19 protein-coding genes and 2 pseudogenes are annotated in these 25,614 nt (G+C 43.5%); 12 read left to right on the top strand and 9 right to left on the bottom strand.

What is annotated here, in order from left to right:
- Positions 1–53 precede the first annotated feature (53 nt).
- On the top strand, positions 54–164 hold the full coding sequence (locus H6G32_RS27465; protein WP_375539809.1) for a hypothetical protein: 111 nt from the start codon (positions 54–56) through the stop codon (positions 162–164).
- 77 nt (positions 165–241) lie between these two features.
- Here H6G32_RS27465 and H6G32_RS20625 read toward each other — a convergent pair whose 3' ends face one another.
- Positions 242–1,051 carry an inositol monophosphatase family protein gene (locus H6G32_RS20625; RefSeq protein ID WP_190461634.1) on the bottom strand — a complete coding sequence of 270 codons (810 nt, stop codon included), beginning with the start codon at positions 1,049–1,051 and terminating at the stop codon, positions 242–244.
- Between the two features lie 277 nt (positions 1,052–1,328).
- On the opposite strand from H6G32_RS20625, the gene H6G32_RS20620 reads away from it, so the two are divergent.
- Entirely contained in the window at positions 1,329–1,946 is a 618-nt protein-coding gene (locus tag H6G32_RS20620) for a PEP-CTERM sorting domain-containing protein (protein WP_190461633.1), read from the top strand.
- Positions 1,947–2,038: 92 nt separating this feature from the next.
- Here the strand turns inward: H6G32_RS20620 and H6G32_RS20615 are convergent, their stop codons facing one another.
- Positions 2,039–3,472: a BCD family MFS transporter gene (locus H6G32_RS20615; protein ID WP_190461631.1), complete on the bottom strand. Its 1,434-nt coding sequence runs from the start codon at positions 3,470–3,472 to the stop codon at positions 2,039–2,041.
- A 209-nt stretch (positions 3,473–3,681) separates the two neighbouring features.
- Between H6G32_RS20615 and H6G32_RS20610 the strand changes: the two genes are divergently transcribed.
- Together H6G32_RS20610 and H6G32_RS20605 are read left to right on the top strand one after the other, a co-directional pair.
- Positions 3,682–4,626 carry an aldo/keto reductase gene (locus tag H6G32_RS20610; RefSeq protein ID WP_190461629.1) on the top strand — a complete coding sequence of 315 codons (945 nt, stop codon included), beginning with the start codon at positions 3,682–3,684 and terminating at the stop codon, positions 4,624–4,626.
- 826 nt (positions 4,627–5,452) lie between these two features.
- Positions 5,453–6,334: a hypothetical protein gene (locus H6G32_RS20605; RefSeq protein ID WP_190461626.1), complete on the top strand. Its 882-nt coding sequence runs from the start codon at positions 5,453–5,455 to the stop codon at positions 6,332–6,334.
- A 517-nt stretch (positions 6,335–6,851) separates the two neighbouring features.
- Here H6G32_RS20605 and H6G32_RS20600 read toward each other — a convergent pair.
- Positions 6,852–7,046 carry a hypothetical protein gene (locus tag H6G32_RS20600; protein ID WP_190461625.1) on the bottom strand — a complete coding sequence of 65 codons (195 nt, stop codon included), beginning with the start codon at positions 7,044–7,046 and terminating at the stop codon, positions 6,852–6,854.
- A gap of 426 nt (positions 7,047–7,472) precedes the next feature.
- Between H6G32_RS20600 and H6G32_RS27460 the strand changes: the two are divergent.
- Positions 7,473–7,676: pseudogene (locus H6G32_RS27460) on the top strand (aldo/keto reductase); the annotation flags it as partial.
- Between the two features lie 47 nt (positions 7,677–7,723).
- Here the strand turns inward: H6G32_RS27460 and H6G32_RS20595 are convergent.
- Together H6G32_RS20595 and rimO are read right to left on the bottom strand one after the other, a co-directional pair.
- On the bottom strand, positions 7,724–9,298 hold the full coding sequence (locus H6G32_RS20595) for a DEAD/DEAH box helicase (protein ID WP_190461623.1): 1,575 nt from the start codon (positions 9,296–9,298) through the stop codon (positions 7,724–7,726).
- Positions 9,299–9,452: 154 nt separating this feature from the next.
- Positions 9,453–10,817: a 30S ribosomal protein S12 methylthiotransferase RimO gene (gene rimO / locus H6G32_RS20590; protein WP_190461621.1), complete on the bottom strand. Its 1,365-nt coding sequence runs from the start codon at positions 10,815–10,817 to the stop codon at positions 9,453–9,455.
- Between the two features lie 329 nt (positions 10,818–11,146).
- Here rimO and H6G32_RS20585 point away from each other — a divergent pair, with 329 nt between their 5' ends.
- The 3 genes from H6G32_RS20585 (at position 11,147) to H6G32_RS20575 (ending at position 13,456) form a co-directional block, all read left to right on the top strand.
- On the top strand, positions 11,147–11,287 hold the full coding sequence (locus tag H6G32_RS20585; RefSeq protein ID WP_190461619.1) for a hypothetical protein: 141 nt from the start codon (positions 11,147–11,149) through the stop codon (positions 11,285–11,287).
- Between the two features lie 255 nt (positions 11,288–11,542).
- Complete coding sequence (btpA, locus tag H6G32_RS20580) at positions 11,543–12,391, top strand: photosystem I biogenesis protein BtpA (protein WP_190461617.1); 849 nt, start codon at positions 11,543–11,545, stop codon at positions 12,389–12,391.
- Between the two features lie 81 nt (positions 12,392–12,472).
- Positions 12,473–13,456, top strand: coding sequence for a vitamin K epoxide reductase family protein (locus tag H6G32_RS20575; RefSeq protein ID WP_190461614.1), 984 nt, complete (start codon positions 12,473–12,475; stop codon positions 13,454–13,456).
- An 84-nt stretch (positions 13,457–13,540) separates the two neighbouring features.
- On the opposite strand, the gene H6G32_RS20570 is transcribed toward H6G32_RS20575, so the two are convergent.
- The 4 genes from H6G32_RS20570 to H6G32_RS20555 form a co-directional block, all read right to left on the bottom strand.
- Positions 13,541–14,311, bottom strand: a complete 771-nt coding sequence (locus H6G32_RS20570; RefSeq protein ID WP_190461612.1) for a pentapeptide repeat-containing protein — start codon at positions 14,309–14,311, stop codon at positions 13,541–13,543.
- Positions 14,312–14,326: 15 nt separating this feature from the next.
- Positions 14,327–16,015 carry an L-aspartate oxidase gene (gene nadB / locus H6G32_RS20565; RefSeq protein WP_190461611.1) on the bottom strand — a complete coding sequence of 563 codons (1,689 nt, stop codon included), beginning with the start codon at positions 16,013–16,015 and terminating at the stop codon, positions 14,327–14,329.
- A gap of 185 nt (positions 16,016–16,200) precedes the next feature.
- Entirely contained in the window at positions 16,201–16,629 is a 429-nt protein-coding gene (psbU, locus tag H6G32_RS20560; protein ID WP_190461638.1) for a photosystem II complex extrinsic protein PsbU, read from the bottom strand.
- A gap of 674 nt (positions 16,630–17,303) precedes the next feature.
- Complete coding sequence (locus H6G32_RS20555) at positions 17,304–18,083, bottom strand: DUF3120 domain-containing protein (RefSeq protein WP_190461609.1); 780 nt, start codon at positions 18,081–18,083, stop codon at positions 17,304–17,306.
- Positions 18,084–18,256: 173 nt separating this feature from the next.
- Here H6G32_RS20555 and H6G32_RS20550 point away from each other — a divergent pair, with 173 nt between their 5' ends.
- From H6G32_RS20550 to H6G32_RS27565, 4 genes and pseudogenes are all read left to right on the top strand, one after another.
- The gene (locus tag H6G32_RS20550) at positions 18,257–19,195 is read left to right on the top strand and encodes an undecaprenyl-diphosphate phosphatase (RefSeq protein ID WP_190461607.1); all 939 of its coding nucleotides are present in this window, start codon (positions 18,257–18,259) and stop codon (positions 19,193–19,195) included.
- Positions 19,196–19,559: 364 nt separating this feature from the next.
- Positions 19,560–20,888 (top strand): TIGR03279 family radical SAM protein, encoded by a 1,329-nt coding sequence (locus tag H6G32_RS20545; RefSeq protein WP_190461605.1) that lies wholly within the window; start codon positions 19,560–19,562, stop codon positions 20,886–20,888.
- A 572-nt stretch (positions 20,889–21,460) separates the two neighbouring features.
- Positions 21,461–24,175, top strand: a complete 2,715-nt coding sequence (locus H6G32_RS20540; RefSeq protein ID WP_190461603.1) for a glycoside hydrolase family 10 protein — start codon at positions 21,461–21,463, stop codon at positions 24,173–24,175.
- A gap of 155 nt (positions 24,176–24,330) precedes the next feature.
- Positions 24,331–25,539, top strand: a pseudogene (locus H6G32_RS27565) (PAS domain S-box protein); the annotation flags it as partial.
- Between the last annotated feature and the right edge of the window lie 75 nt (positions 25,540–25,614).

Genomic DNA, 25,614 nt, shown 5'->3' with positions numbered 1-25,614 from the left:
CCCTGAGCTTGCCGAAGGGTGGTCACAAAGTTAAAAAGCCGCTATCTCAAAGAATGCACAACTGCCCTGTATGTCATGCGAGTTTGTGCAGGGATTTGAACGCGGCTATAAATGTCAAGAACCGTGGGACACACGGTCTTAAAGCTCAATTAATGTCCTCATAGAGGAGTCGTTGAGAAGCCCACACTCACCTGGAAGGGAGTGTGTGGAGTATGTCACATGGGTAAAGCTTGTATCATCACTAATTCTTTTTTAACCGTTCGAGAAATGGTGTAAATACCGGAAGTAATTCTGGACGACTAACTACTAAAGTGGGAAAAGAGCGATCGCCATAATCTTCTCCTGGCTTTAAAGGAAATGGCGGGGAATTTAGTGATGACCAAACACCGCCCGCAGCTTGGACAATTACCCAAGCCCCGGCGATATCCCAAACTTTTGGTGTCGCCTCAATAGTGCCTAAAGTTGCCCCAGATGCCACTGTCAGAAAGTTATAACTAGCAGCCCCCAACATCCGAATTTTACAGGGAAGGTCTTTTTGAATAACTCCAATACTGCGGGAACAGACGTTAAAAAACTGATGGTTGCTAGGAGCATCATTACTGGTGTGGATGGGGTGATGATTCAGAAATGCTCCCGTTGGCACTGTTAACCCTGATGTACCCGCCCAAAAACCGTGAAAAGCTTGATTTAATGGGGGTGCGTAAACATAACCAAAAATCGGTGTGCCTTGATAAAGTAAACCCAGAGAAATTGACCAAATGGGAATACCCCGTGTAAAGTTGGTTGTGCCATCTAAAGGGTCAATTACCCAACACCATTCTGTACCAGGGAAAGTGTGTTCGCTTTCTTCGGTTAAAATCCCGTAACCTGAAAAAGTGGAAGCGATCGCATCCCGAATTTCTTGATCTGCCCATTTATCGGCTTTCGTTACCAAACTGCCATCAGCTTTTTGCAAAGCTTGCACCTGCCCAAAATCTTGCATCAGTTGCTGTCCCACTCTGGTAGTGGTGGTTTGGGCAAAATCCAGAATCGTTATCCAAAAATCATTCATTGGTCATTAGTCCTTGGTCATTTGTCATTGGTCATTAGTCATTAGAGCAGAATTTTTTCCTATTTCCGAATTTTCAGTCCCCAATCCCCAATCCCCAATTCTGTTAAATATTTACTTGCTTTATCAGCATAAATATTATTTTACTTGAATTTATTTTATTTTTTTTCTAGAGTATTTCAAGGAAAATTAAGTTTCATTGAAAACGCTAACTTTTCTCCCACACAGAAAGCAACATAATTTATATATTTAGTTAATTGGTATTTTATAGGCACAACTCATGAAGACCTTAAATCTGAAATCGCTAATTGCTATTACAAGTACTGCAATTGGCTTAACCATGATGCAAAGTAATGCGGCTGAAGCTGCTAGTTTTAGCCAAATTATTAATTTGAATCCAATCAATATTAACAATCCTAATAATCCAATTACTCTTAATTTGAGTGCTGGGGAATATGATGTTAGCTATATCGGAATTGCGGATGGTGGTCTTTATGATGGTTGGAATGCTTGGGGGGGTATTATTGCAGGTTGCAATAATGAAGGAAACAAATGTCAGAAAGGATGGGGCAATAGTTATTCTATTTCCTTAAATAATCAACCTGCTAATGGTTTCGGCTACGGAAATGGACGCTTCTCAACTCTATCTTTAGCAAGACAAAATTCTGCACTATCAAACACCTCATTCACTTTGATTAACGATGGAACTGCTAATTTTTTTATTAGTGACAGTTATTATGCTGACAACATTGGCGGAGTATCATTAAAGGTTGAGAAAGTTCAGCCAGTACCAGAACCATTTACCACTAGTGGTATTTTATTAGTTGGCAGTATAGGCTTACTACTGAAAAAGAAAAAGTCACCAAAACAGCAGCTAGAAGCTGTTGTTAAAGCATAATTTACAGCAATTTGCATTTATATATAAACCACATTGTAGAGACTAAGCATGGCTAGTCTCTACATATCTTTGAGTCTATAAAATGTACTTAATTAATCTAAATCACTTTCCAACACAGAAGCTAAAGCATTTTTGGTACTGGTTTGAAATTCTGTCACGTTTACCCGGTTCAGAAACCAAATCGACACCACCATCCCTAAAGCTTCCAGAGCAAATACTAGACCATAGGCTAGTACCAAGTTGGGTAACAGATTGCGCCCCAAATCCAAAAGAGCACCGCCAATTACCACTGCAATTCCCCTAGATATGGACTGCGCTAATCCCCAAGCGCCAATAAATGTGCCAGCAGCTTCTGCAACTGTGAGATCCAGCATCAAGCTAACAGCTCCGGTAGTCACAAAACCAGTAGCTAACCCAAACAAAACCAAACCTAGTTTCAGGAAAGCTGGATTAGCGGTAAATCCTGATAAACCTAGTAATACTGCACAAAATGCTACCAAAAAACAGCCCAGGCGGATAGTTTTACGCTTACCCAACCGTGGCACAATCAAAAAGCCGGTGACACCATAGGCTATTAGTATCCCAGTACCGTAAAAAATATTCAGCCTGGTACTTTCGGCTAAGGGCATCTTAAACACTTCCCCCGCATAAGGTTCCAAAATTGGATCTTGCATAAACAAACTGATGGTCATCACCAATAAAAAGGTGAAAAACAAACCTGTTTGCGGACTAGCTGTTAAGATTTCCCAAGCTTTACCTAAAGTAATGCTGTCTTCCCGATTTGCTGGTGTAGAACGGTTAGCGAAAAAGGAATATTTTTTCTCTACACCGAATGTAGCTACAATGGCCAGCCCAAAAACAGTTGCCGGGACGATCATAAACAGCCTGTTTATTGCTGCCTGTAAGATTTCTATGGGTGCACCTGCTGTTAATTGCTTCAGCAAGCTGGAACTGATAATTGCCCCCACAATAATACCCACCATCAGCATTGACCAAACAATCCCGACGACTTTAGAGCGGTTGTCTTCTTCGGAGATATCAACTAACAAAGCTGCAAAGGCGGTACCACTGGCACAAATTGCTAGACCATAGACAGCGAAAACTAAACCCATAACTGCTGTCCAGCCGATGGTTTGGGTTGTCCATACCCAGCTACCAGCGTTACTGGTTGCGGCGTTTAACTGCCACATTACTTGTACCGCTAAAAAAGCGGCGATCGCAAAAATCGCTGCTCCCACCCAAACATAAGCTGTGCGGTGGTAGCCCCATAACGGCTTGGCATCTGACATCTGACCAAACCAGATGCGGGAAGGAGAAACAAAAGCCGGCATTGCTAGCACCAGAGAAACCAGCGTTGCCGGTATTGCTATTTCCTTAATCATGACTCTGTTGAGTACCCCCAGAGTCAAAATGGACATCATACTCAATCCCATTTGAAACAATCCCAGCCGAAACATGGTCAGCACATTGACCCTTGCCACGGCTTGAGATTTGGTTGGGGTATCAAAAGCATCACCGCTTGCCATAGCTACTTGTTGATCAGATTGAACTTTCCTTTAAATAACGATAAACCCAAACTCCCAACACATCTCGAATTTTCCTTTATTCCTTATTTTCTCTGTGTCCTATGTGTCTGGAGCGGTTTGTCAAAAAAATCATCTCCAAACACCTAAAAATACAAAACTTCGATAACCTATAAAAGTAAAGAAATGTAAATAAAATAAATCTTACAAACATGGAAACCATCACCTTGGGGCAAAATGGCCCAGCGGTTACACCCCTTTGCATTGGTACTTGGGCTTGGGGTGATAAACTCTTTTGGAATTATGGCGACGGTTATGGGCCAGAACAGTTGCAAGCAGCTTTTACAGCCGCTTTAGAAGCTGGTGTTAATTTCTTTGACACTGCGGAAGTTTACGGGATGGGAAAAAGCGAAGAATTTTTGGGGCAATTTATGAAACAAACACCCCAAAAAGTGCAAATTGCCACGAAATTTGGCCCTTTACCTTGGAGATGTACAGCGAAATCTGTCTCTGATGCCTTAACAGATAGCCTCAAACGCCTACAACTAGAGCGAATTGAACTTTACCAAGTGCATTGGCCATTTGCCTTCTTTTTGAGTCAAGAAACTTTAATGAATACCCTCGCTGATGAGGTGAAGCGGGGTAGAATTGGTGCAGTTGGTATAAGTAATTACTCAGCAGCAGAAATGCGAGATGTACACCAAATTTTGGCAAAACGGGGTGTACCTCTAGCGGTTAACCAAGTACGTTATTCTTTGCTAAATCGCCAAATTGAAAGTAACGGTATTTTTCAAACTGCTCGCGAGTTGGGTGTGACTATTTTGGCCTATAGTCCTTTAGCCCAGGGATTGCTCACAGGTAAGTATACAGGAGCAAGCAAGCCCACCGGAGCTAGAACCATAGATACTAAATTTAGTCAAGAGGGAATACAAAAAGTTAACCCTGTAATTTCTTCGCTTCAGAGTATTGGTGAAAAATATAGTCGCACTCCTGCACAAGTTGCACTTAATTGGTTAATTTGTCAGGGTAACGTAATTCCCATTGCTGGAGTCAAAACCGCAGAACAGGTAAAACAAAATGTCGGTGCTTTGGGTTGGAGATTGACTGATGATGAAGTTCGGGAGTTAGAGCAAATTACCCGTCCTTGGCTAAATTAATCATTTATCTTAGTCCATGAGTATCAACTTAAGCGGTTAGAAACCGCAACTACACAGGCAAAACCCACCTGCGTGGGTTTCAAACAGCTAGTTTTTCCTTAGTCCACGAAGGTGGACTTAGTTTGTGTAGCCGCGATTTCTAATCGCTTTTTCTTTTTCGTTTAGTGCTATGACTATGACTTAGCACGAGAATAAGGAATTGTGGTACGAGTCCGGCAAGAGCAAGATGGTACGGTCTGGGTTGAAGAGAATACTGGTCAGTGGTTTCTATATGAGGAATTTTCCTCAAACCGGACGTTTGAGTATTTATCCTCAAGAATGGCAAGGTAAAGATAAAGATTCATCTAAACTGAAATACGACTATATCATCAAAGACTAAACTGCTACCACTTCGTATTTACAAATACTGATTAAGTAAGGTGCATATTTTCATAGCTAAGTCCCGTCAGTGAAGTCCGCAATCTATCGAATGCAACACATTCTGGCGACAAAAGATGAGAATATTATACAGTGAATTTTCTAGTAAATATTTTATCTTCTTGCTTCAAATGATACTTTAATAATTTTAAATTAAATAAATATTGCAAATGAAATAAAGCTAATCTACTTGAAATACAATAAATACAAAATCTTTGTTGCTAATCGAGAGAAATTGCTCTAAAATAAATGAGGTAGCTTCAATTTGCTACCTCTGCTTATTTATTTGGTGTACTGTGCTTTTTATAATCCTGCCTAAGTCGGCCAACTAAGTAACAGGATGGAAGCGCAGTCACCGTTTCTTAATTTATCTACCCCCACAACTTTCCAGTAGGAAGGCAGTTTATTTATGGCTAATTCCATTTTAAACCGAAAAGTACCAAAAGGTCAAGCTTCGCCGCCAACTCTGGACAATGAACTATATTCATTCTCCGAGGATTTAGCTAATTACGTTTACGGTGCGGATGCTATTCATTCTTTGATTATAGAACGGGTTGCCTGGGTTAACGACAGACATTGTAGAGGAGCAGTAATGGAAGACCTGCTAGACTATACGTGTATGTCTTCCCCTGCTTTACAAGTCCGTGTACGGAATTTACGGGAAAAACCGCTAGAAGGATCAGATACTCCTTTTTTAGCATACAAAAAAGATGGATTAAAGTATTTACACTATTCACGTATTCCATACGCTCTTATTAGGGAAATAAATGCAAAGCGTGGACTAACTTTCGACAAAGTTCTGAGCAAATTTTTTCTTAAACATGGCAAGCCGATTCCTTACTTTGACGATCAAGGTAACATAGAATTAGTCACAGATTCTCAAGTTCGTCCTGAAAGGGATTTGATGGGTGAAAAAGTTAACGGTAGTCCGACTGAGTTGCAAGATAATTTGGAAGAGAATGATCAATATACAAACTCAGGGAATTCTGAAGATTTACTAGTTGATAAAAATCAACACTCATTAATAGATTTAAAAGAGTCGTCTGAAATAGATGTAAAAAAAGCCTTGGCTCTACTTTTTAAACGCATTGTCAGTTTAACCAAAGAAGTAGAACAACTTAAACAGGAAAATACGCACCTCAAATTAAACCTAGAGAGTAAGTTTTTGGGGCAACAAGAGCGTATAGCTCATTTGGAGCAAGAACTGAAAGAAGGAACTAACAGACAGATAGCAAATGCCCTAGATGAATTGCTGACTATTGACCAGGCATTAGACAGTAATGGCTTATAAATAAAGCACTGGTAATATCACTGCCTTATTTATAGCTTCAAGGGCGGCGTTGGATGCTGGGCTTGACTCCTAATCTCTGATCCAAGGGGTTCGATTCCCCTGACATCCACAAAGCCATATGCATAGTAATACACTATGTATAGTATTAGCTTAAGATTTCTTTAAATAGCATGGCGGAACTATTTGTTCAGACTATTCAAAATATCTACTGAAGAAACAATCAAGGGTAGTAGGGGCAAGAATGCTAGAAGTGAAAAGTCATAAATCTGAATTCCTTAATGCTCAATCAAATGGATACATTTACGGTTATGTAATTCGGAAACACAGATTCTCTGTTTACATTTCTCTGGGAGAAGAAATACCTTACAACCCAACCAAAGCTGATGATGAAAATACGGAATATAGACTTTTCCGAAATTGCACAGTTCACTATTCTGAAAACGATGATGATTTAGACAAAGGAATTTATATAGACAGACCCAAGTTTTGTCCCCTTGTAAAAATATTGTGTTAGAAGCTAAACTCTTCTTTTGCCCACATTTGCCAGCTTTTCAAATACCACATTATTGCGGTTTTCATCCAAAAACTGTTTTAGATCATCTAGTTTTACCTGGATAGCCCTACCGTCTTTAAGCTGAACAGTCATGAAATCATCATCATCTGGGTTTGCTACAGCATTAGTATGCAATTCTTGTTGATTTACTGCTATCATTTTGTTGTTCTCCAAAGGTATCAAAAAGTACACACAATCTGAAACACAACAAACATAAGCAACCAACTACCAAGCCTATGTTTATTTATAAGAGTACTCTTCTAAGAGTATACAACAATAGCTTGGTAGTGAAAACCGTACAAAAGCAGAGAAACTTTACATAATAAAGCATTGCACAGACGATATTTATTTGGGGCAGCTACTTATTCCCGATAGACTTTCGTATGCTGTAACAGCCTACAATTTTGAATTTTGTTCGCGTAGCGTGCCGTAGGCTCTATGAGAGAATTTTTAATTGTTTAATACACCTGCTTTGATGAAACAGTTAATACTGCGATCATCTTGGGAATCAATACTAAATTATTATTTAGCCAAGAGTAAATGCAAAAAATTAATATATTAATTTCTTGATTCTAGAAGATTGATAAAAAATATGGTTGTACCCCTGCACAAGTTGCGCTTAATTGGTTAATTGTTCAGGGGAACTAATTGCCATTGCGGGAGTAAAATCAGCCCACAGTTACAACAGAATGTCGGCGCTTTGGGCTGGAAATTTCGGATTATGAGACGGGGGAGCTAGAACAAGTTAGCCGCCCCTTTAAGTCCTCAGTTTTGAGTTCTAAGTCCTGAGTCTAGCTTGGAAATACTCAGAACTAATGAAGTACTCAGCGCTTGGACTATTCTCTACCTGTGGGTGAACCTAGTTTTTGATTGCTAGGGGAAGGAGAAGATTCACGACGGCTTGTCCGTAACTTGGGTTTAGGTGATCCACCACGTCTGTCGTCATCACCATTGTTGTCTGATTTAGACCAAGAGCGATTACGATCGCCTCCACCACCCCGTGGGTATTCGCGATCGCCACCTCGTGGATATTCACCAGAGGACTCACGACGCTTGCCCAATTTGGGTTTGGGAGTTGGGGAATTATCCTCTACAGGCGCATCTTCTGTTTGCAGCCAAGCAGGACGGGTTTGATCATAAGCGATTTGCAATGCAGCAGCGGCGATCGCCTGAGCATCATATTTCTCAATCAATTCGCTGATGATGGGTAAAAATGAAGCTAAACGTTCGCCAGTTAAAGCTTCTGCCACTTGTCCTTGCAATTTCAGGATGTGGCGAGCTTCAATCTGTGCCCTTGTGGGAATCGTCAGCACTTGCCAAGTTTGGCGGTTATGACGTTCAAATGTCTGCTGCTTGCGCCGTTCAAATGGCTGGACTAGAGAAATTGCTGTTCCTTCTTTACCAGCACGACCAGTCCGACCAATGCGGTGGACGTAGGTTTCGGCGCTATCGGGTAAGTCGTAGTTGATCACGTGAGATAGTTGATCAACATCTAGTCCCCGTGCGGCAATATCAGTTGCTACCACCCAGCGTACCTGACGGTTACGGAATCGGCTTAATAAGCGTTCCCGCGCTTGTTGGGACAAGTCCCCGTGGTATTCATCAACACTGTGTCCAGCGGATTGCAATTGATTGGTGAGTTCTGCTGCTGTACGTCTGGTGCGGACGAAGATTAAAGCTGTTTCTGGATCTTCCATTTCCAGAATTGGCTGTAAGGCTTTGGCTTTTGTCCAGTGACGGGGAATCAGGTAAGCTACCTGATTGATTTTGTTGGGTGAGGCTTTGGGTTGTTCAACGGTAACTGTCGCAGGCGATCGCAAAAACTTGTTTACCAAGGAGCGAATCGATGGCGGCATGGTCGCCGAAAATAAAGCTGTTTGCCGATCTACGGGTGCTTGGGACAGGATTTTAATTACATCGTCGATAAAGCCCATGCTCAACATTTCATCGGCTTCATCTAAGACAAACCACTTCACTTGATCGAGCTTTAAACAGCCGCGATCTAGTAAATCGATTACCCGTCCTGGGGTGCCCACAACCATGTGAACGCCGCGTTTGAGTTGCATCATTTGGCGGTCGATTGATTGACCACCGTAAATTGCCAATACCCGTAAACCTTCATCGCCGATAAATTGGGCGATCGCATCGTGAACTTGCATGGCTAATTCACGAGTCGGGGTTAAAACCAAGGCTTGCACGGCTCTTTGATTAATATCCAGCCGCTCTAAAATTGGCAGCGAAAATGCTGCGGTTTTACCTGTTCCAGTTTGGGATTGGCCTACGACATCACGACCCGCCAGCAATTGAGGAATAGCTTGGACTTGAATATTGGTGGGTTCGGTAAAGCCGATTTTTTCTAATTGCTCAACACGTTGTTGGGAAATACCTAATTCTTGAAACGAAAGATTCATTAACTCTCCTAGATTTTGTTTTGACTTTTGGACTTGTAATACCGATACTTATCTGTAAATCAGGACATAGGGCATAGGGCATGGAAAGATCACCCTCCGAGTTTGCCAGTTACTCATAAAGGAAACCTTTAAAACTGCACTGGCTCACCAATGACTAATTACTATCGACAATTTGACCATAGAGGTCGTATGCATCGGCACTATGAATCGCTACTGGCACGATGGTTCCTAACTTTGCTTCTCTATGAGACGCTTCGCCTAGCTTGCCTCTCTCAAGGAGTACGCCTTTAACATAGACTTGACCATCGACTTCTGGGGAAAATCTACCTGAACGACCTATTAATTCACCACTTTCAGGGTTTTCTTGCTCAATCAGGACATCAACAATTTTGCCTACTTCCTGTTGATTTTGCTTTTGCGATATTGGTTGCTGGAGTTCCATAACTCTGTGGTGGCGATCTGCCATCACTTCTTTTGGCAACTGATTTGGTAGATTGTAGGCGGGGGTTCCCTCCTCTGGCGAAAATGTAAAGACACCAACATGATCAAATTCATGTCGCTGGATAAATTCCAGTAGATGCTCAAAATGCTCTTGTGTCTCTCCAGGGAACCCAACGATAAATGTCGTTCGCAGCACAGCTGATGGTAGCGCAGTCTTGATGCGATCAATAATCCCGTCATTCACACGTCCTTGCCAGGGACGGTTCATGGCGCGGAGAATCTCTGGATGAGAATGTTGCAAGGGCAAATCTAAGTAAGGCAAGAAATTTGGTGTTTCTTGGATCGCCGCTATCACCTCTGGGGTCAGTCCGGTGGGATAAGCGTAATGCATTCTGATCCACGGTACATCTACTTCCCCCAAAGCGCGAAGTAATTCGGCTAACTTCGGTTTTCCGTAAATATCCAAACCATAATTGGTCGTGATTTGGGAAATCAGAATAATTTCTTTTACCCCTTGACTAGCCAACTGTTTGGCTTCGGCGACTATCGATTCAATAGTACGCGATCGCTGGTTTCCTCGTAGATAGGGAATAATACAAAATGCACAACGATAATCACATCCTTCGGCAACCCGCAGGTAAGCAACGCCTTCTGTTGTAGTGCGGTAGCGCGGTGTATTTTCATCGGCAATATAGGTTGGTTCGGCACTAACCTGCTTGACCCGCTCTCCCTGTTCTACCCGTTCAATGACATTGACGATTTTGTGATAATCCCCTGTACCAATCACGGCTACTGCTTCGGGCAACTCCTCCAACAATTGTTCTTGAAAGTGTTGTGCCATGCAGCCGGTGATCACAATTTTTTTATTAGCTTCTGCCAGTTCTACTAAAGTTCTGACAGATTCTTCCCTGGCGGCTTCGATAAAACTACAGGTGTTGACAATAACATAATCGGCTAACTCTTCATTCGTATCTACACCGTAGCCTGCTTCTACTAGCAGTCCTAACATGTGTTCGGTATCAATTCTATTTTTCTCGCAGCCCAGGTGAGAAATGGCAATTGTTGGCTTATCACCCATATTTTGAAAAAATCTTCACTTTTTTTTCTCTTTGTCAAACATTCAAGCACTAGCTAGGTGCTTTTTTTACCCGCACCCTTATCCGGACGGAGCAGTGGCAGATTCCCACTGCTAGGGACTACAAGTGGACTGATGACCCTAATCACTGATGGAGATATAGGTCATGCTATGATATTTTTATTAATCTGTTTCCCAGGGTAAATTGAAGTGTCTTTGGGTACATTTGACACTTGTAATCTTTTTCTAACAATTCGCCTATTGGTATTTTACATTACCGCAGCGTGTGCGTTGTTAATTTACCCATCGGGAAGCCGCCCAAAGGGCTTGTTGTGAGAAGTCGCTACCCTCAGGGAAATCGCGCTCGCGACTACGCCTATAAAGCAGTAATGCTACCCTGGCTGTCAGGCAAGGCCCTCGACGATGCGCGGGCGGGACGCCTAAACCACGGAAAGCTGCGTTGCGTCTTGTGAGTGGCAAACTCCTCTTGTAGCCAGGTTTTATCTTAACATATCTTAGGGGAGGTTTGACGCCAATTTCCATCTTATGGGGGAGGTAGCAAACTGACCAAGATAAAACAAATGTGACTGGTTGAGTGAAAAGTCAAGAGTCTGTAGGGGCGGGTTAAACCCGCTGACTCTGTGGGTAGGTGGAATATCTCATGAAACCCGCCCATACAACAGTCAAGAAAATTCTGGACTCTGGACTCCGCGAAGCGGATTAAAGACGTGGACTTATATCAGCTATTTAAAACTCGAACACCGATTATTGGCGTAGTTCACCTACTACCCCTGCCTACTTCACCCCGTTGGGGAGGTAGCCTGCAAGCGGTAATTGACCGCGCTGAACAAGAAGCAACAGCCCTGGCCAGTGGAGGGGTAGACGGTATTATTGTGGAAAATTTTTTCGACGCGCCGTTTACTAAAAACCAAGTCGATCCAGCAATTGTCAGTGCTATGACTGTGGTGGTGCAGCAAATCCAGAATTTAGTAACTTTGCCTGTGGGCTTAAATGTTTTGCGGAACGATGGCAAAAGTGCGATCGCGATCGCTAGCTGCGTGGGGGCACAATTCATCCGCGTTAATGTCCTCACAGGGGTAATGGCAACTGATCAGGGATTAATTGAGGGAGATGCTCATCAATTACTCCGCTATCGACGCGAATTAGGCTGCGATGTCAAAATCTTTGCTGATGTTTTGGTGAAACATGCTCGTCCGTTGAGTTCTCCGAATCTCACAGTCGCCGTCAAAGACACCATTGAAAGGGGTCTGGCAGATGCGGTGATTTTATCTGGCTGGGCTACTGGTAGCCCTCCTAACCAAGAAGATTTGGAACTGGCTTGTGGGGCAGCATCTGGCACACCAGTATTCATTGGTAGTGGGGCTAATTGGGAAAATATTCCGACCCTGATGCAGGCAGCAGATGGTGTAATTGTTTCTAGTTCCCTAAAACGCCACGAAAAGATTTCGCAACCAATTGATCCAATTCGCGTCAGTCAATTTGTGGAAGCTGCACGCCAGAGTTGGAGAGCCAAAAGCGAAAGCACATCAATTTCTTCTGTTAGTTTACATTCTTAGGTACTGGGGAGCCTGTGAGAATGACCATCATTAATCCGACTCCTCAATGACTAATGACCAATGACTAGTGACTAAATACTTATGATTCGCCGCCGTTCTACTCCTTGGATTCATAAATGGTCGCGTCCATTGATTGGTGCGATCGCCGGCTGTGGTGCCCTGACAACAGGTTATCTCACCTTTGAAAAGTTAACCGGAGGCAGTGCCGCTTGTGTGGCCCAAGCTGGTGTTAAAGGCTGTAATGATGTACTTTCCAGTCCTTGGGCAACAGTTTTGGGTCAGCCATTAGCCTTATTTGGGTTTTTGGCCTACATCAGTATGGTGATTTTAGCTTTTGCTCCCTTAGCATTTAACTCAGCAGAAAATAACCATAGCCGCAAACAACTAGAAAACTTGACTTGGTGGGGGCTGTTGATTGGGGCGATCGCCATGTCTGTCTTCAGCAGCTATTTAATGTACCTGCTGGCATTCCAAATCAAAGCCTTATGTCCTTACTGTATTGGCTCGGCTTTATTTTCCCTCAGTCTGTTGGTGCTGACCATTATCGGTCGTGATTGGGAGGATATTGGGCAAATCTTCTTTACTGCCCTGATTGTGGGCATGGTAACGCTGATAGGCACTTTAGGAGTTTATGCTGGAGTCAATCAACAAGGTGGAATAGGCGAATCTACTCCTGGTAAACCTATATCAGTTGCCTTCACTCCTAAAGAGGAACCTAAACCCGGCATTGGTTGGGAAATTACCACTACTTCTGGTGAGGCTGAAATAGCTCTAGCACGGCATTTGACAAAGATAGGCGCTAAAGAATACGTTGCTTGGTGGTGTCCCCATTGCCATGAACAAAAACTTATGTTTGGGAAAGAAGCCTACAAAGAACTCACCCACTTTGAGTGTGCTGCTGCCGATAATCCAAGGATGCAAACTCCAGATTGTGCAGCAGCAAAAATAGAAAGTTATCCTTCTTGGATTATTAATGGTCAGAAATATAGTGGTGTGCAAAACCTGAATGAACTGGCAAAAATTTCTGGTTATACAGGCGATCGCAATTTTAAATATTTCAAATAAAACAACGTCTTTTGTAGGGTGCGTCAGATGTCGAAAATCTGTTGATACTAACCAATTTATTGTGTCTGACGCACCCCACTGAATCTAACTACAGTCTCGATTTTCAATCTGTCCATTAGGCATAATGGTATTGCACAAAATAGCACCTACAAAATCCCTATCAGGTTGATAAGGGCCTTCTAAACCAGCATTTTTTAAATCAGCATGACTAAGATTAGCTTTTTGCCAATTCACTGTCCGTAGATCAACAGCCTTCAAATCGGCATAGCTCAAATCAGCGCCACTCAAATTAGCTCCTAATAACGAACCTGAGTCAAACTGAACTTTATTAAGCTTGGCGTTGCTCAAGTCACTATTATGAAGTGCTGCCGACACCATCACGGCACCGCTTAAATCAGCATTTTGCAGTTTGGCATTTCTGATATTTGCACCTCTTAAATTAGCGTTTTGGAGGTTGGCATTATTTAAATTAGTCTCACTCAAATCAGCATTTTTTAAATCTGCTTGATTGAGATTAGCTCCCTGTAAATTCGCTCCCTTGAGGCTGGTATCATAAATTTCCGCCTGACTTAAGTTAGCGTCACTCAGGTTGGCCTCAATCAAGATAGTGACATCACTAGCACTTCTAAACTGTGAAGGGGGATTGCTAAGTTTAGCTCCACTTAGATTTGCACGGCTGAGATTAGCCCGTGTGAGATTGGAATAAACTAAATTAGCCCCACTAAGTTCTGCGCCCTGAAGGTTTGCCCCACTTAAATTGCAGCCGACACATTCTTTATTTTTGATAAGTTCAGTTTGAGTTTTACACGCAGTTAACAGCAAGACTACAAAACTCAGACAAATCATGCTTCTCATAGAGGCAATTACCAATTATTTGGAATTTGAAATTAAAATCTGATATTTCCACCACAAGCCTGTTTGTATAAGTGTGTGGGCAAGCCATGCAGGGTCTTGTTGCGGGTAATCTAGGCGGTAGTGTCCACCCCGGCTTTCGGTTCTAAAAGCAGCACTTTTGAGAATTAAATCAGCCACATCTAATAAATTGCGGGTTTCTGCCCAAAGTCGCAATTGCCGTTCCACATCTGGGAGGTCAAAACTAGCTGGTTCTGCGGGACGTAAACCGAGCAGGAATTGACTCAAAGGTAAGGCAGAAAAATCCTGTTGCCAAGATTCAACAGTGGCGATCGCTTGTTCTAAACCTGATTGTTCCCGACAAATACCAGCACTTTGCCATACTAAACGGGGCAACTTCTGCCGTAGTGCTTCTAGCTGCCCTTGTTGGGACTGCAACTCATGGACATCAGCGCTAAATTTCCGCAAGGGCAGCACTGGGATTGTCGATAGCCGCCCCACATCTTCTAGGGCAATATTAGCCATTTGTGCCCCAAAAACAATACATTCCAGCAGGGAATTACTTGCTAGACGATTTGCCCCATGGACTCCGGTGCTGGCAGTTTCTCCCACAGCATACAAACCAGGAATATTCGTGCGATTTTGCAGATCGGCGACAATGCCACCCATCCAATAATGGGCAGCTGGGGCTACGGGAATGGGTTCCTTGAAGACGTCGATGCCCCAACGCTGACAAACTTTGATGATGTTGGGAAAGCGGTAACGAATCTTGTCAGCAGGGATGGGGCGCATATCTAGCCAGACATGGGCAGTGGCCGGATCGAGGGCGGTATGTTGTAGATGGCTAAAAATGGCTCTACTAACTATATCTCTGGGTGCGAGTTCCCCTGCGGGGTGGTAATCAAAGGCAAAACGATGCCCTTCGTTATCGACGAGGTGGGCCCCTTCGCCGCGCACAGCTTCGCTAATGAGAAAGCGATCTGCACCGGTTTTGGTGAGGGCGGTGGGATGAAATTGGACAAATTCTAAATCACGGAGGATTGCTCCTGCACGATATGCGATCGCCACCCCATCACCTGTACTCACTGCGGGGTTGGTAGTTTGGGCAAAAACTTGTCCACCACCACCTGTTGCTAGTACCACGGCACCAGCTTTTACCCATTGGAGTTCACCTTGATAAAATAGGCTAATTCCCTGACAGCGCCCACTTTGCGGTTCTATCCATAGACTCAAAGCTAACGCCTGTTGGATAACTTGAATATTTTGGCGGCGTAGTACTTGGGCGGTGAGGGTGGTGGTAACTTCTCTGCCTGTGGTGTCAGCGGCGTGGAGAACACGATGGCGAGAATGGGCAGCTTCCAAAGTTAAGGACAAGGCGTTACCATGACGGTCGAAAGCAACTCCCAAGTTAACTAGGTTTTGAATGCAGCTAGGTGCAAGTTCAGCAAGGAATTTTACAGCTTCTACATCGCACAAACCTGCCCCTGCCTGTAATGTGTCGTCAATATGCAGGGCGGGAGAATCTTCTGGGGCGACAGCTGCGGCAATGCCACCTTGGGCCCAATCACTGGCGGATAAAGCAACAGTTTCTTTGGTAATCAAGCCGACTCGCAAGGACTCTGGCAGACATAGCGCCGTGTATAGTCCAGCAGCACCAGCACCGACTACTAAAACATCAAATTGGCTAGGAATATCTATCTGCGACATTAGGTAATGGGTAATGGGTAATGGGTAATGGGTAATGGGTATTCAATTTTGGATGCAAGGATTTTGGATTTCCAGTGAGATTTTGATAATTAGGCAGAATTTTCTACCTATATTTACCCAACCCCATCTAAAATCTAAAATCTAAAATTGGCTTTCCCCAGTCCCCAGTCCCCAGTCCCATTTAGTTATCTATAGATGCCGTTGTTAAAGCGATCGTCTCCCTCGTTGAAGGCAGGCTCGTATTCTGTCACTGTGAAGTGATCGAAGTTGGCTTGCAGGGTTTGTTTTTGGCGATCGCTCAATCCGGGAATATCCAACACATCATCAACCTTTTGGTAAGGAGCATGAGTGATGATTTTCTTGGCCAGGGTTGGGTACAGCCCTGGAAACTGTTGAAAAGCACGCACGTTGGTATTATTCAAATCAATTTTTTGACCGAATGCCGTTCCTAGCTTGGCATCTGCCCGATTTTGCCGTTCTATTGCCAGAATAGGGACTTGAGGAATAGCAAAATTGTTGAAACTTGCAGCTTGGGCTATCTGAGTTGTTCCCAGTAATCCCCAGCAGCCAAGCAACAAACTAAACACTGTTAATAAACGCACCAATCCTTTCACGATTTTTCTCCCTCTTTCCATCAAACAGAAATAAAAACTTGAAGCCATAAAGCTGTCAACTCTTGGCTGAAGTGAGAAGTTTGAAGTCTGATTTCAACCCACTGATAAATTTGGGGGCTGGTAGAGGACTTGTTTCCTCTGACTTCGTCCTGGGGTTGATAGCGGATAGCTTAATCAACATACAGCAGTCATCAGAAAGTGAAGTACCTACACTGTACTGAAGGTACAGTCTAGGCTTCCGGTCTCACTCGCCGTTGCCGAATTGCACAAGTACAAATTGGTCTTACACAGCGTCTCTCGCAAGTAGGCGTTTACTAGGTCAAAGCCTAGACCCCGGCAGCCACCCGTCTTCCCCAGGCAGTTTAATTTCTTTTTTGCACAACATCACTTGGATTTATGGCAATAGCACACCAGATGGTGATGTTCTTTTCCCTGTCTACCGAGCTTTCTGTGGTAAGCGTTTTACCGCTACTTATTCCAAACCTATCTGTTCGCTGGCGGGTGGGTCAACGACCATTTGTATGGTACAGCATTTACTATGCACGATTCTGGAATAATTGATAAAACAGAGATACATCCTCTGCTCCCCTTACGGATGAGGCGTGGGGCTTCTAACTGCTCCCAAGCAATATTGACTCTACCTACAGGGATTTTGCCGATAGTGGAGGAGAAATTTAGGCGATCGCCGCTGCTAGCAAAAATAGGCTGTCTACCAAAATTGTACTCAAAACTGCTCCGCTAAAGGCGTACCAGTGTCGTTGCTTTCCACCTAAAGATAAAATTCCCACTGTCAACAACGTTAGGGCAAGAACTAGGGCCCAAGCTTCTCCCCAAGGGGTTTCGACTTGCACCAAAGCATTTTGTAAGATTTGTGACGCCCCATCTGCATCTACTCTCATAATCTGTCGCCAGTAGGGCATCAAGTCTACCAGGTAGAAATAGACATCGGTTAAGAAGGTACCGAATAAAGAACCTAAATAAAACCAGCTACCTACTTTGCCCCAATTCCTGGTCAAACACCACAGGGCTAATGGCAGCCCAATGGACTCTACTGGCAAATGCCACACAGGTTCCCAACGCAACCAGCCCCAGTAAATGGAGCCTGCTAGCCAACTCCAACTGAACCCTAAAAGCAAATCACCCCAGAGATAAGTTTGCGGACGTGACATCAGGGTAAAACTCAGCCACAGCCAAAATCCTGTCATTGCTAAACTCAGGGTGGGGAGCGATCGCACCATTGGCGCTTCTACAAACACCGGCACTGATACCAAAAACACCGCCGCTGCAAACACTAACCAAGCTTGTGGGGAAGATATCCCCAGGGTTGGAGAAGGAGAGAAGGAGAGTGTAGACTCTAATTCTTTAACGCTCCTGTGTCCAGGGTCAGTTGAACGCAAATCTTTATCAATAGACGGATTAGAAGCACTGTAGGCAGACAATGTATTATTAATCAAAGTTTTTAATATTTGTTACTAAACTTTACTTATCATAAAGTATCACAATCAAAAATCCCCCCCCTGGGCATTCTTATCTTACCTGAATTTTGCGTCACCCGGAAAGAATCACTACTAGTCCGTAAACTGGGATAATTTGCTAAAATTACGCATCCTTTTTAGGAGTTGGGTTAATGGCGACAATCTTAGAAGCAAGCGGTGTAGACTGGCTATTCCCTTTATGGGGGCAACTTTTACAGGTGGGAGTACCTAGTGAAGCCTCCACTGGTGGAGTTAATTTGATCGAAGGACTGATTCAGGCATTTATTCTGGGAATTGTCCAAGGCATCACAGAGTTTCTACCCATCAGCAGCACTGCTCATCTTCAGGTGTTTACTAAAGCATTGCACTGGGATGCAGTGGCAGGTAAGCCGTTTTTGGCCACGATTCAATTTGGTAGCGTCGTCGCAGTGTTAATTTATTTTTGGTCAGATATTACTAAGATTTTGGCTGGAGGATGGGCGGCTGTTCAGCAAAAAGACTGGCAACGAGAAGAATGGCAATTGCTTGTTGGGATAGCTGTAGGCACATTGCCTGCCCTGGTGGGGGGATTTCTGCTAAAAAAAGCACTTAATGACGATAAATCTACGATTAATAGCATGACTACCATTGCCATTACTTCCATTGGGATGGCACTTTTATTAGCAGCAGCGGAAAAGTTGGGGAGTCGCAAGCGGAACTTCGACAACTTAACAATTCGTGATGGCGTCTTAATTGGGCTAGGCCAGATGATTGCTTTAGTACCTGGTGCCTCCCGTTCTGGCTCAACTGTGACAACGGCGTTATTTATTGGTTTGGAACGTAGCACAGCGGCAAGATTTTCCTTTCTGCTAGGAATTCCCACTCTTACCATTGCTACTTTGTATGCATTTTTTAAAGAGGCTCTGGGCAAAATTGACTTGGCACTAGTATTGGTTGGTACATTATCATCCTTTGTATTTTCTTATCTATCCATAGCCTGGCTGTTGCGATATCTTCAAACCCAGAATACTTTAATATTTATCTGGTATCGCTTGGCATTTGGGGCATCAATCTTGAGTGCGATCGCATTTGGACTGTTACAGAATAATTAATACTTGTCATTGCATTAATTTTATGGTATGGACTCTCCAGATATAGGGTTTCATTAAAGTTATCCTTTGATTAGCGGTTCCTGATCCAAAATCTATTCGTTAGATGGGTAAACTCGGAGCTTTTTGGCGGCATCACCGAATATCTTGTGTGAAAACGAGATTATTAAAGCCGCCAACTAGCATTGGCTTACCAATTTTGGACAGGTTTTTCCCAAGGGTGTTAAATTTTCCTTTGTGCGATCTGGGCAGAACTGTTAAAAAATAGTTATTAGTTATTAATCAAGATTTTATATTTAGACTCTTGACCAATGACCAATGACCAATGACCAATGACCAATGACCAATGACCAATGACCAATGACCAATGACTACAATTCATCCTGCTAAAATTACTAAAGTCCTTCCAGACTCCATAGCCGCAGAGATTGGCTTTGATGTGGGGGATGCAATCGTGGCCATCAATGGCACACATCCCCGTGATTTAATTGATTATCAATTTTTATGTGCTGATGAAGTTTTGGAGCTAGAAGTTTTAGACACTGCTGGTAAAATCCATCATCTTGAAATCGAAAAAGAATACGACGACGACTTGGGGCTAGAGTTTGAAACTGCCCTATTTGATGGTTTAATTCAGTGTAATAACCGTTGCCCATTTTGCTTTATTGACCAACAGCCACCAGGTAAGCGCTCTAGCTTGTACTTAAAAGACGACGATTACCGTCTGAGCTTTTTGTATGGATCTTACCTAACCCTGACTAACTTACCAGAAAAAGAATGGCAGCGGATTGAACAAATGCGCCTGTCTCCTTTGTATGTCTCTGTTCATGCCACGGAACCGGAAGTCAGAACTAGACTGCTAAAAAATCCCCGTGGGGGACAAATTTTGCAACAACTCCAGTGGTTCCGAGAAAGAAGACTGCAAATTCATGCTCAAGTAGTAGTTTGTCCTGGTATCAACGATGGCGAACATCTAGAAAAAACATTACGAGATTTAGCATCTTTTCATACTGGGGAAATACCTGCCGTGGCATCTGTGGCAGTTGTGCCGGTGGGTTTGACGCGGTTTCGCCCCCAAGAAGACGAACTCACACCTGTGACGCCAGAAAAAGCACAGGAAGTGATTACTCAAGTGCTTTCGCTTTTGCAACAATTTCGTCAACAATTCGGTTCTAACTTTGCTTGGTTAGCCGATGAGTGGTTTTTGATTGCTGGTGAGAAATTACCCAGTGAAGCTGAATATGAGGAATATCCCCAAATTGATAACGGTGTTGGTTCCATTCGTTTGTTTATCAAGCAATTCGCCAAGGCCGCTGCCGAATTGTTACCGCCAAAAATTTCTCCCAAAAGAAAATTAACTTGGGTTGTCGGAAACGCGGTTGAACAAGCATTTCAACCTATCGTCAAACAGTTGAATGCTGTTGAAGGTTTAGAGGTAAATATGCGGGCATTATCTAGCGATTATTGGGGACAAAGTATTAGTGTTACCGGATTACTTACTGGTCATGATTTGCTTTTAAACTTACAGGGACAAGATTTAGGCGAGGGAATTTTGTTGCCAAATGTCATGCTGAAACATGGTGAATTGATATTTTTAGATGATATGAGTATTCAGGAAGTATCTCGCCAACTGGATACAAAAATCTTGCCTGTTGCGGGAGTTGAGGATTTAATCAATACCTGTATTCAGTGCTGAGTTTTTTGTCAACTTCTGGCAATAAGTATGCAAAAAGAAATCAAACTATTTTAAGTAAATAGAACTTACGCACTATACAAATTGAACACGATATGGAGCAACGATAGTTGGTCATTTTCGGCTTTTGAACATGGCTTTGTAGGGTGGGTCAGATGTCCAAAATCTGTTCATTATTGCCAAATTATTGGGTCTGACGCACCCGACAACAGACTTAAGCAATGCTTCATATTTAGTGTTTCCTGTCCGTTAAGTCGTAGTAAAGTAACAAATGTTGAAATTAGTTCGTAGTGAGCGGCTTTTAGCCCTCTCTATCTCCTGTGGTGGTCAAGAGAAACACAGATAAATCAGGGTGTATTTGTGTGCGTATATCAATAAATTGCTATTTTGCAAGAGGTTTATTACTGATTTTTCAGTGCTGAGTTTTGTAAAATGCTCAATGAATGTGATAATTTTAGATGTTAAATAGGGTATTTTAGATTTAGAAAAAATCAGAAATTATCAACAGCATCAATTGCCAAATTTTTAATCTAAAATCCAAAATCTAAAATCTAAAATTACATGAGGGGTAAGGAGTGAGGAATCGGGAAAATCAACCTAAAAATAGCAAATTAAACATTAAAACAGCCGGATTATTCATTTTAAATTTTAATTTTTTAGTTTTTAATTGCTTGGGTGTTTTGCCAGCTAGGGCGGCGGCAGAAGAAGCTGTATTCAGCGTAGTCAACAGCCAAGAAAACGCTAATCAATGGAATGCGATCGCCAATCGCTTGCAGACTGTTGGGGTGAAGTATTGTGTGATTTCCCTAGCTGATGTACAAAGTGCCGCAGATTGGGGCCAACGACAGGTATTATTTTTGCCAAATGTGGAGAAATTAACCCCCGTACAAGCGATCGCTCTAGAAGAATGGATGAGCAAGGGAGGACGCTTAATTGCTAGTGGCCCCGTCGGTAGCCTGTCAGCGCCGGGAGTACGGCAGTTATTGCGAACCATCCTCGGAGGTTATTGGGGATTTAGTTTGAATGGTAGCCAACAATTACAACCCGCCAAAACCAAGATTCAAGATTGGGCAACCCAAAACGGGCTTTTTGGCAAAGTTCGCGGCGGTGTTGTGATTCCCAATGACATGACCAGTCAAACTGCTGCTGTGTGGAATTCCCAAGATCATCCCGTCGCCGTGCTGACAACAGAACGCTCCACCTTTTTGGGCTGGCGTTGGGGAACAGATGCAGCTTCAACAGCGGATTTAGATAGTGCTTGGTTAAAAGCAGCCCTCAATCGTTATCTGACATTACCCTTAAATGGCACGAATAAAAAAGTAGCTGGAGGTTCCCAAAGCTGCAACAACTCAGTGGTGACAGCATCAAAAAGGCCAGAAATTCAGTCATCCTCACCCACTCAAAACCCAGCACCGACAACTGCTCCCAAACCTCTGCCCAAAGTCAAACCCCCAGCTTCCCAAGAGGTAATTGATCAACTGGAACAAGGGGTGCGTCTGGATGTGCTCCCCAATTCTCAACAGCCGATAGATAGGAAAGAAGCTCTAGCTCTTCAGCAAGAGCTAGAAAATTTGATTGGGCGTGTGGAAAGCGCTCATTTAGCGGCATCAGCCTATGCTGCTAACATTAGTGAAATGCCCCAATCTCTTAAAGAAGAACAAACCCACTTAGCTGCCAACAAACTAGGGGCATCAGCGGCCAGCAGAGAGCAAGTCTTAGCGCAGTCCAGGGTAGTTGCCAAAAACATACCGCTGTTGGTTGCCCAAAAAAACTATGCCTTAGCACGTCAGCAGTGGCTGGCAACAAAGGCAAATTTGTGGAAGCAGTTGCCCATAAATCGGCGGTTGGCTTCACCAGAAATCCGTTCAGTGTGGTTAGACCGGGGAACAATTGTCAAAGCTGGTAGCGAAGAAGGACTGGCTTTGGTATTTGATCGACTGGCAAAAGCCGGGTTTAACACCGTTTTTTTTGAAACTATTAATGCTAGTTATCCAATTTATCCTAGCCAAGTTGCACCGCAGCAAAACCCCCTAATTAAAGGCTGGGATCCACTTGAAGCCGGCGTCAAACTAGCCCATGAGCGGGGTATGGAGTTACACGCTTGGGTTTGGACTTTTGCTGCTGGTAACCAGGGGCACAATAAAATTATCAATGTCAATCCAGATTATCCAGGGCCTGTACTGGCAGCTCATCCCGATTGGGCAAATTATGATCAAAATGGCAAAATGATTCCCGTTGGTCAGACTAAGCCATTCTTTGATCCAGCGAATCCAGAATTGCGTTCCTATTTACTAAAGCTGTACACCGAAATTGTCAGCCGTTATCAGGTAGATGGTCTACACCTAGACTACATTCGCTATCCCTTCCAAGACCCTTATGCAGGGCGAATTTATGGCTATGGTAAAGCGTCAAGAGAGCAATTTCAGCAACTGACTGGTGTAGATCCTCTGACTATTTCTCCCAATGACCGGGATTTATGGCAAAAATGGACGGCATTTCGCACCCAGCAAGTTGATACCTTTGTGGCTGAAGTATCCCAGCAGTTGCGACAACAGCGATCTAATTTGATTTTGTCGGTAGCTGTATTTCCTTTGCCAGAAATAGAACGGATTCAAAAAATCCAACAGCACTGGGAAGTTTGGTCTAGGCGGGGGGATATAGATTTAATTGTGCCCATGACTTATGCTCTGGATACTTCTCGCTTCCAAAGATTGGCCCACCCTTGGAGTATTTCCACTAAATTAGGCTCTACTTTGTTAATGCCGGGCATTCGCTTGCTTTCTTTGCCAACAGTCGGGGTATTTGATCAACTGCAACTGGTTAGGGATTTGCCGACTAGTGGTTATGCATTGTTTGCGGCTGAGAATTTGAACGATGAGTTAGATAGACTTTTTAGCAGTACCCAAGGTAGGGGGCAACGCCTAACCAGTGAACCGATTCCTCATCGCCAGCCTTTTCAAAGTGCTGCTGTCCGTTATGCTGCTTTGCAACGAGAATGGCAGTTTGTTTGGCAAAATAACCAACTGCAAATACCTGCAACCACAATTTCCAATTTTAACAATCAGGCAGAAGCGTTACAAATTGCTTTAAATCAGCTTGCGGCTCAACCTTCGCCTAGTAAGTTAATAGCGGTAAGAGCTTCACTGAATCGGTTCCAGTATGAATTTCGGGACTGGATGCGCCAACAAGCTGTGGACAATCCCTATCAAGTCAAAGCTTGGGAAAATCGTCTTGTGACTATAGAAAGGCTGTTGCGTTACGGCGAACGGCGGCTGAATTTCTATCCCTAGATTAATACTCAGAGCATAAAGATTTCGAGAATTAGCGCTGGGAGGGTGTTAACTCAGATACTATTACTTATTTTTGCGCCACAATATTAGAAGATATTTAAATCAATAAGCTGCTTAAGATAACTATTTTTTGATAATAGCTATTCTCATAAACTATGCAAGCCTTACCTCAGCATCTCACGCTAGAAAGCTTAGAGTCAGTGATTGACTTTTCGCCGCTGACGGTTGCACCGGAAACGCCAGTATTAGATGCGATCGCACTGATGGCAACAAGGGGCAAAGGTGTCTTGGTAAGGTCAGAGGCGCTGTTATTGGGGTGTTTTACAGCACAAGACATGGTGCAGCTGGTAGCTTCGGGGGCTGACTTGACTACAGCCAAAATTTCTGAAGTTATGACTACCTCAGCTATGACGGTTAAGGTGTCTGATTTTTATCAGCTGGCGTCAATACTTTCACTGTTCAACCAAGATCAGTTGCGGTTAGTACCAGTGATCGATCACCAAGGCCAACTCCTGGGGACAATCACCGCTAAAAGTATTTGTCAAGGGATAGCACAAGCAACAGCGGAAATTTCCGGTAAATTCAGCCAAACTGAACAACGACTACGGTTGTTAGAGTCAGTTGTGGTCAATGCCAACGATGCTATTCTGATTACTGAAGCTGAGACACTAGATGAACCTTTTGGCCCCCGGATAGTCTATGTCAACGCTGCCTTTAGCTGCATGAGTGGCTACACAGCGGATGAAGTCCTGGGAAAAACACCGCGGATTTTACAGGGTGAGCAAACCTCTAGCACCCAACTTACGAGAATTCGCGCCGCCCTGGAAGCTGGTTTACCGATTAGGACGGAATTAATTAATTATCACAAGAACGGCTCTACATACTGGGTGGAGATAAATTTAGTCCCGATTAAAGATCAAGCTGGAAAAATCACTCATTTTATTTCCATACAGCGAGACATTAGCAATAGCAAACAAAATGAAGCAGCGCTGCGTTCGAGCGAAGAGCTATTTCAGCAACTGACAGAAAATATTCCCCAAGTCTTTTTTGTCCGAGATGCTAAACAGCATAATTTATATTACATTAGCCCAGCTTACGAAAAAATTTGGGGTAAAAGCGCCGCTGGCCTCTACGAAAATCCCCAGGACTATTATGTATCGATTCATCCCCTAGACCGCGATCGCTATCTACAAGGGATAGAAAGTCTAAAATTAGGTGAATCTTTCAACGAAGTATATCGGATTTTCCGCCCCAACGGCGAATTGCGCTGGATTTCTGAAAAAACCTTTCCTGTGAGCAATGATTTTGACGAAGTTTACCGCTTCACTGGGATTGCCGAAGATATCACCGAACACCAGCAGGCTTTTGAGGCATTGCAGGAAAGCGCTACCCGTTTAACATTGGCGTTGGAAGCGACTAATACAATTTATTGGGAGCGG

This window comes from Cylindrospermum sp. FACHB-282 (genome assembly GCF_014697195.1).
Lineage (GTDB): Bacteria > Cyanobacteriota > Cyanobacteriia > Cyanobacteriales > Nostocaceae > Cylindrospermum.
Note: the sequence above shows the minus strand (reverse complement) of the source record. Positions and strands in the feature narration are given on the sequence as shown.

Bases quoted from the DNA above. Each gene is read 5' to 3' on its own strand.
- H6G32_RS20615 (WP_190461631.1), bottom strand. From the start codon at position 3,472: ATGGCAAGCGGTGATGCTTTTGATACCCCAACCAAATCTCAAGCCGTG.
- H6G32_RS20605 (WP_190461626.1), top strand. From the start codon at position 5,453: ATGGCTAATTCCATTTTAAACCGAAAAGTACCAAAAGGTCAAGCTTCG.
- H6G32_RS20610 (WP_190461629.1), top strand. From the start codon at position 3,682: ATGGAAACCATCACCTTGGGGCAAAATGGCCCAGCGGTTACACCCCTT.
- H6G32_RS20570 (WP_190461612.1), bottom strand. From the start codon at position 14,311: ATGAGAAGCATGATTTGTCTGAGTTTTGTAGTCTTGCTGTTAACTGCG.
- H6G32_RS20550 (WP_190461607.1), top strand. From the start codon at position 18,257: ATGGCGACAATCTTAGAAGCAAGCGGTGTAGACTGGCTATTCCCTTTA.
- nadB (WP_190461611.1), bottom strand. From the start codon at position 16,015: ATGTCGCAGATAGATATTCCTAGCCAATTTGATGTTTTAGTAGTCGGT.
- H6G32_RS20545 (WP_190461605.1), top strand. From the start codon at position 19,560: ATGACTACAATTCATCCTGCTAAAATTACTAAAGTCCTTCCAGACTCC.
- H6G32_RS20625 (WP_190461634.1), bottom strand. From the start codon at position 1,051: ATGAATGATTTTTGGATAACGATTCTGGATTTTGCCCAAACCACCACT.
- H6G32_RS20575 (WP_190461614.1), top strand. From the start codon at position 12,473: ATGATTCGCCGCCGTTCTACTCCTTGGATTCATAAATGGTCGCGTCCA.
- rimO (WP_190461621.1), bottom strand. From the start codon at position 10,817: ATGGGTGATAAGCCAACAATTGCCATTTCTCACCTGGGCTGCGAGAAA.
- H6G32_RS20595 (WP_190461623.1), bottom strand. From the start codon at position 9,298: ATGAATCTTTCGTTTCAAGAATTAGGTATTTCCCAACAACGTGTTGAG.
- H6G32_RS20600 (WP_190461625.1), bottom strand. From the start codon at position 7,046: ATGATAGCAGTAAATCAACAAGAATTGCATACTAATGCTGTAGCAAAC.
- H6G32_RS20620 (WP_190461633.1), top strand. From the start codon at position 1,329: ATGAAGACCTTAAATCTGAAATCGCTAATTGCTATTACAAGTACTGCA.
- H6G32_RS27465 (WP_375539809.1), top strand. From the start codon at position 54: ATGCACAACTGCCCTGTATGTCATGCGAGTTTGTGCAGGGATTTGAAC.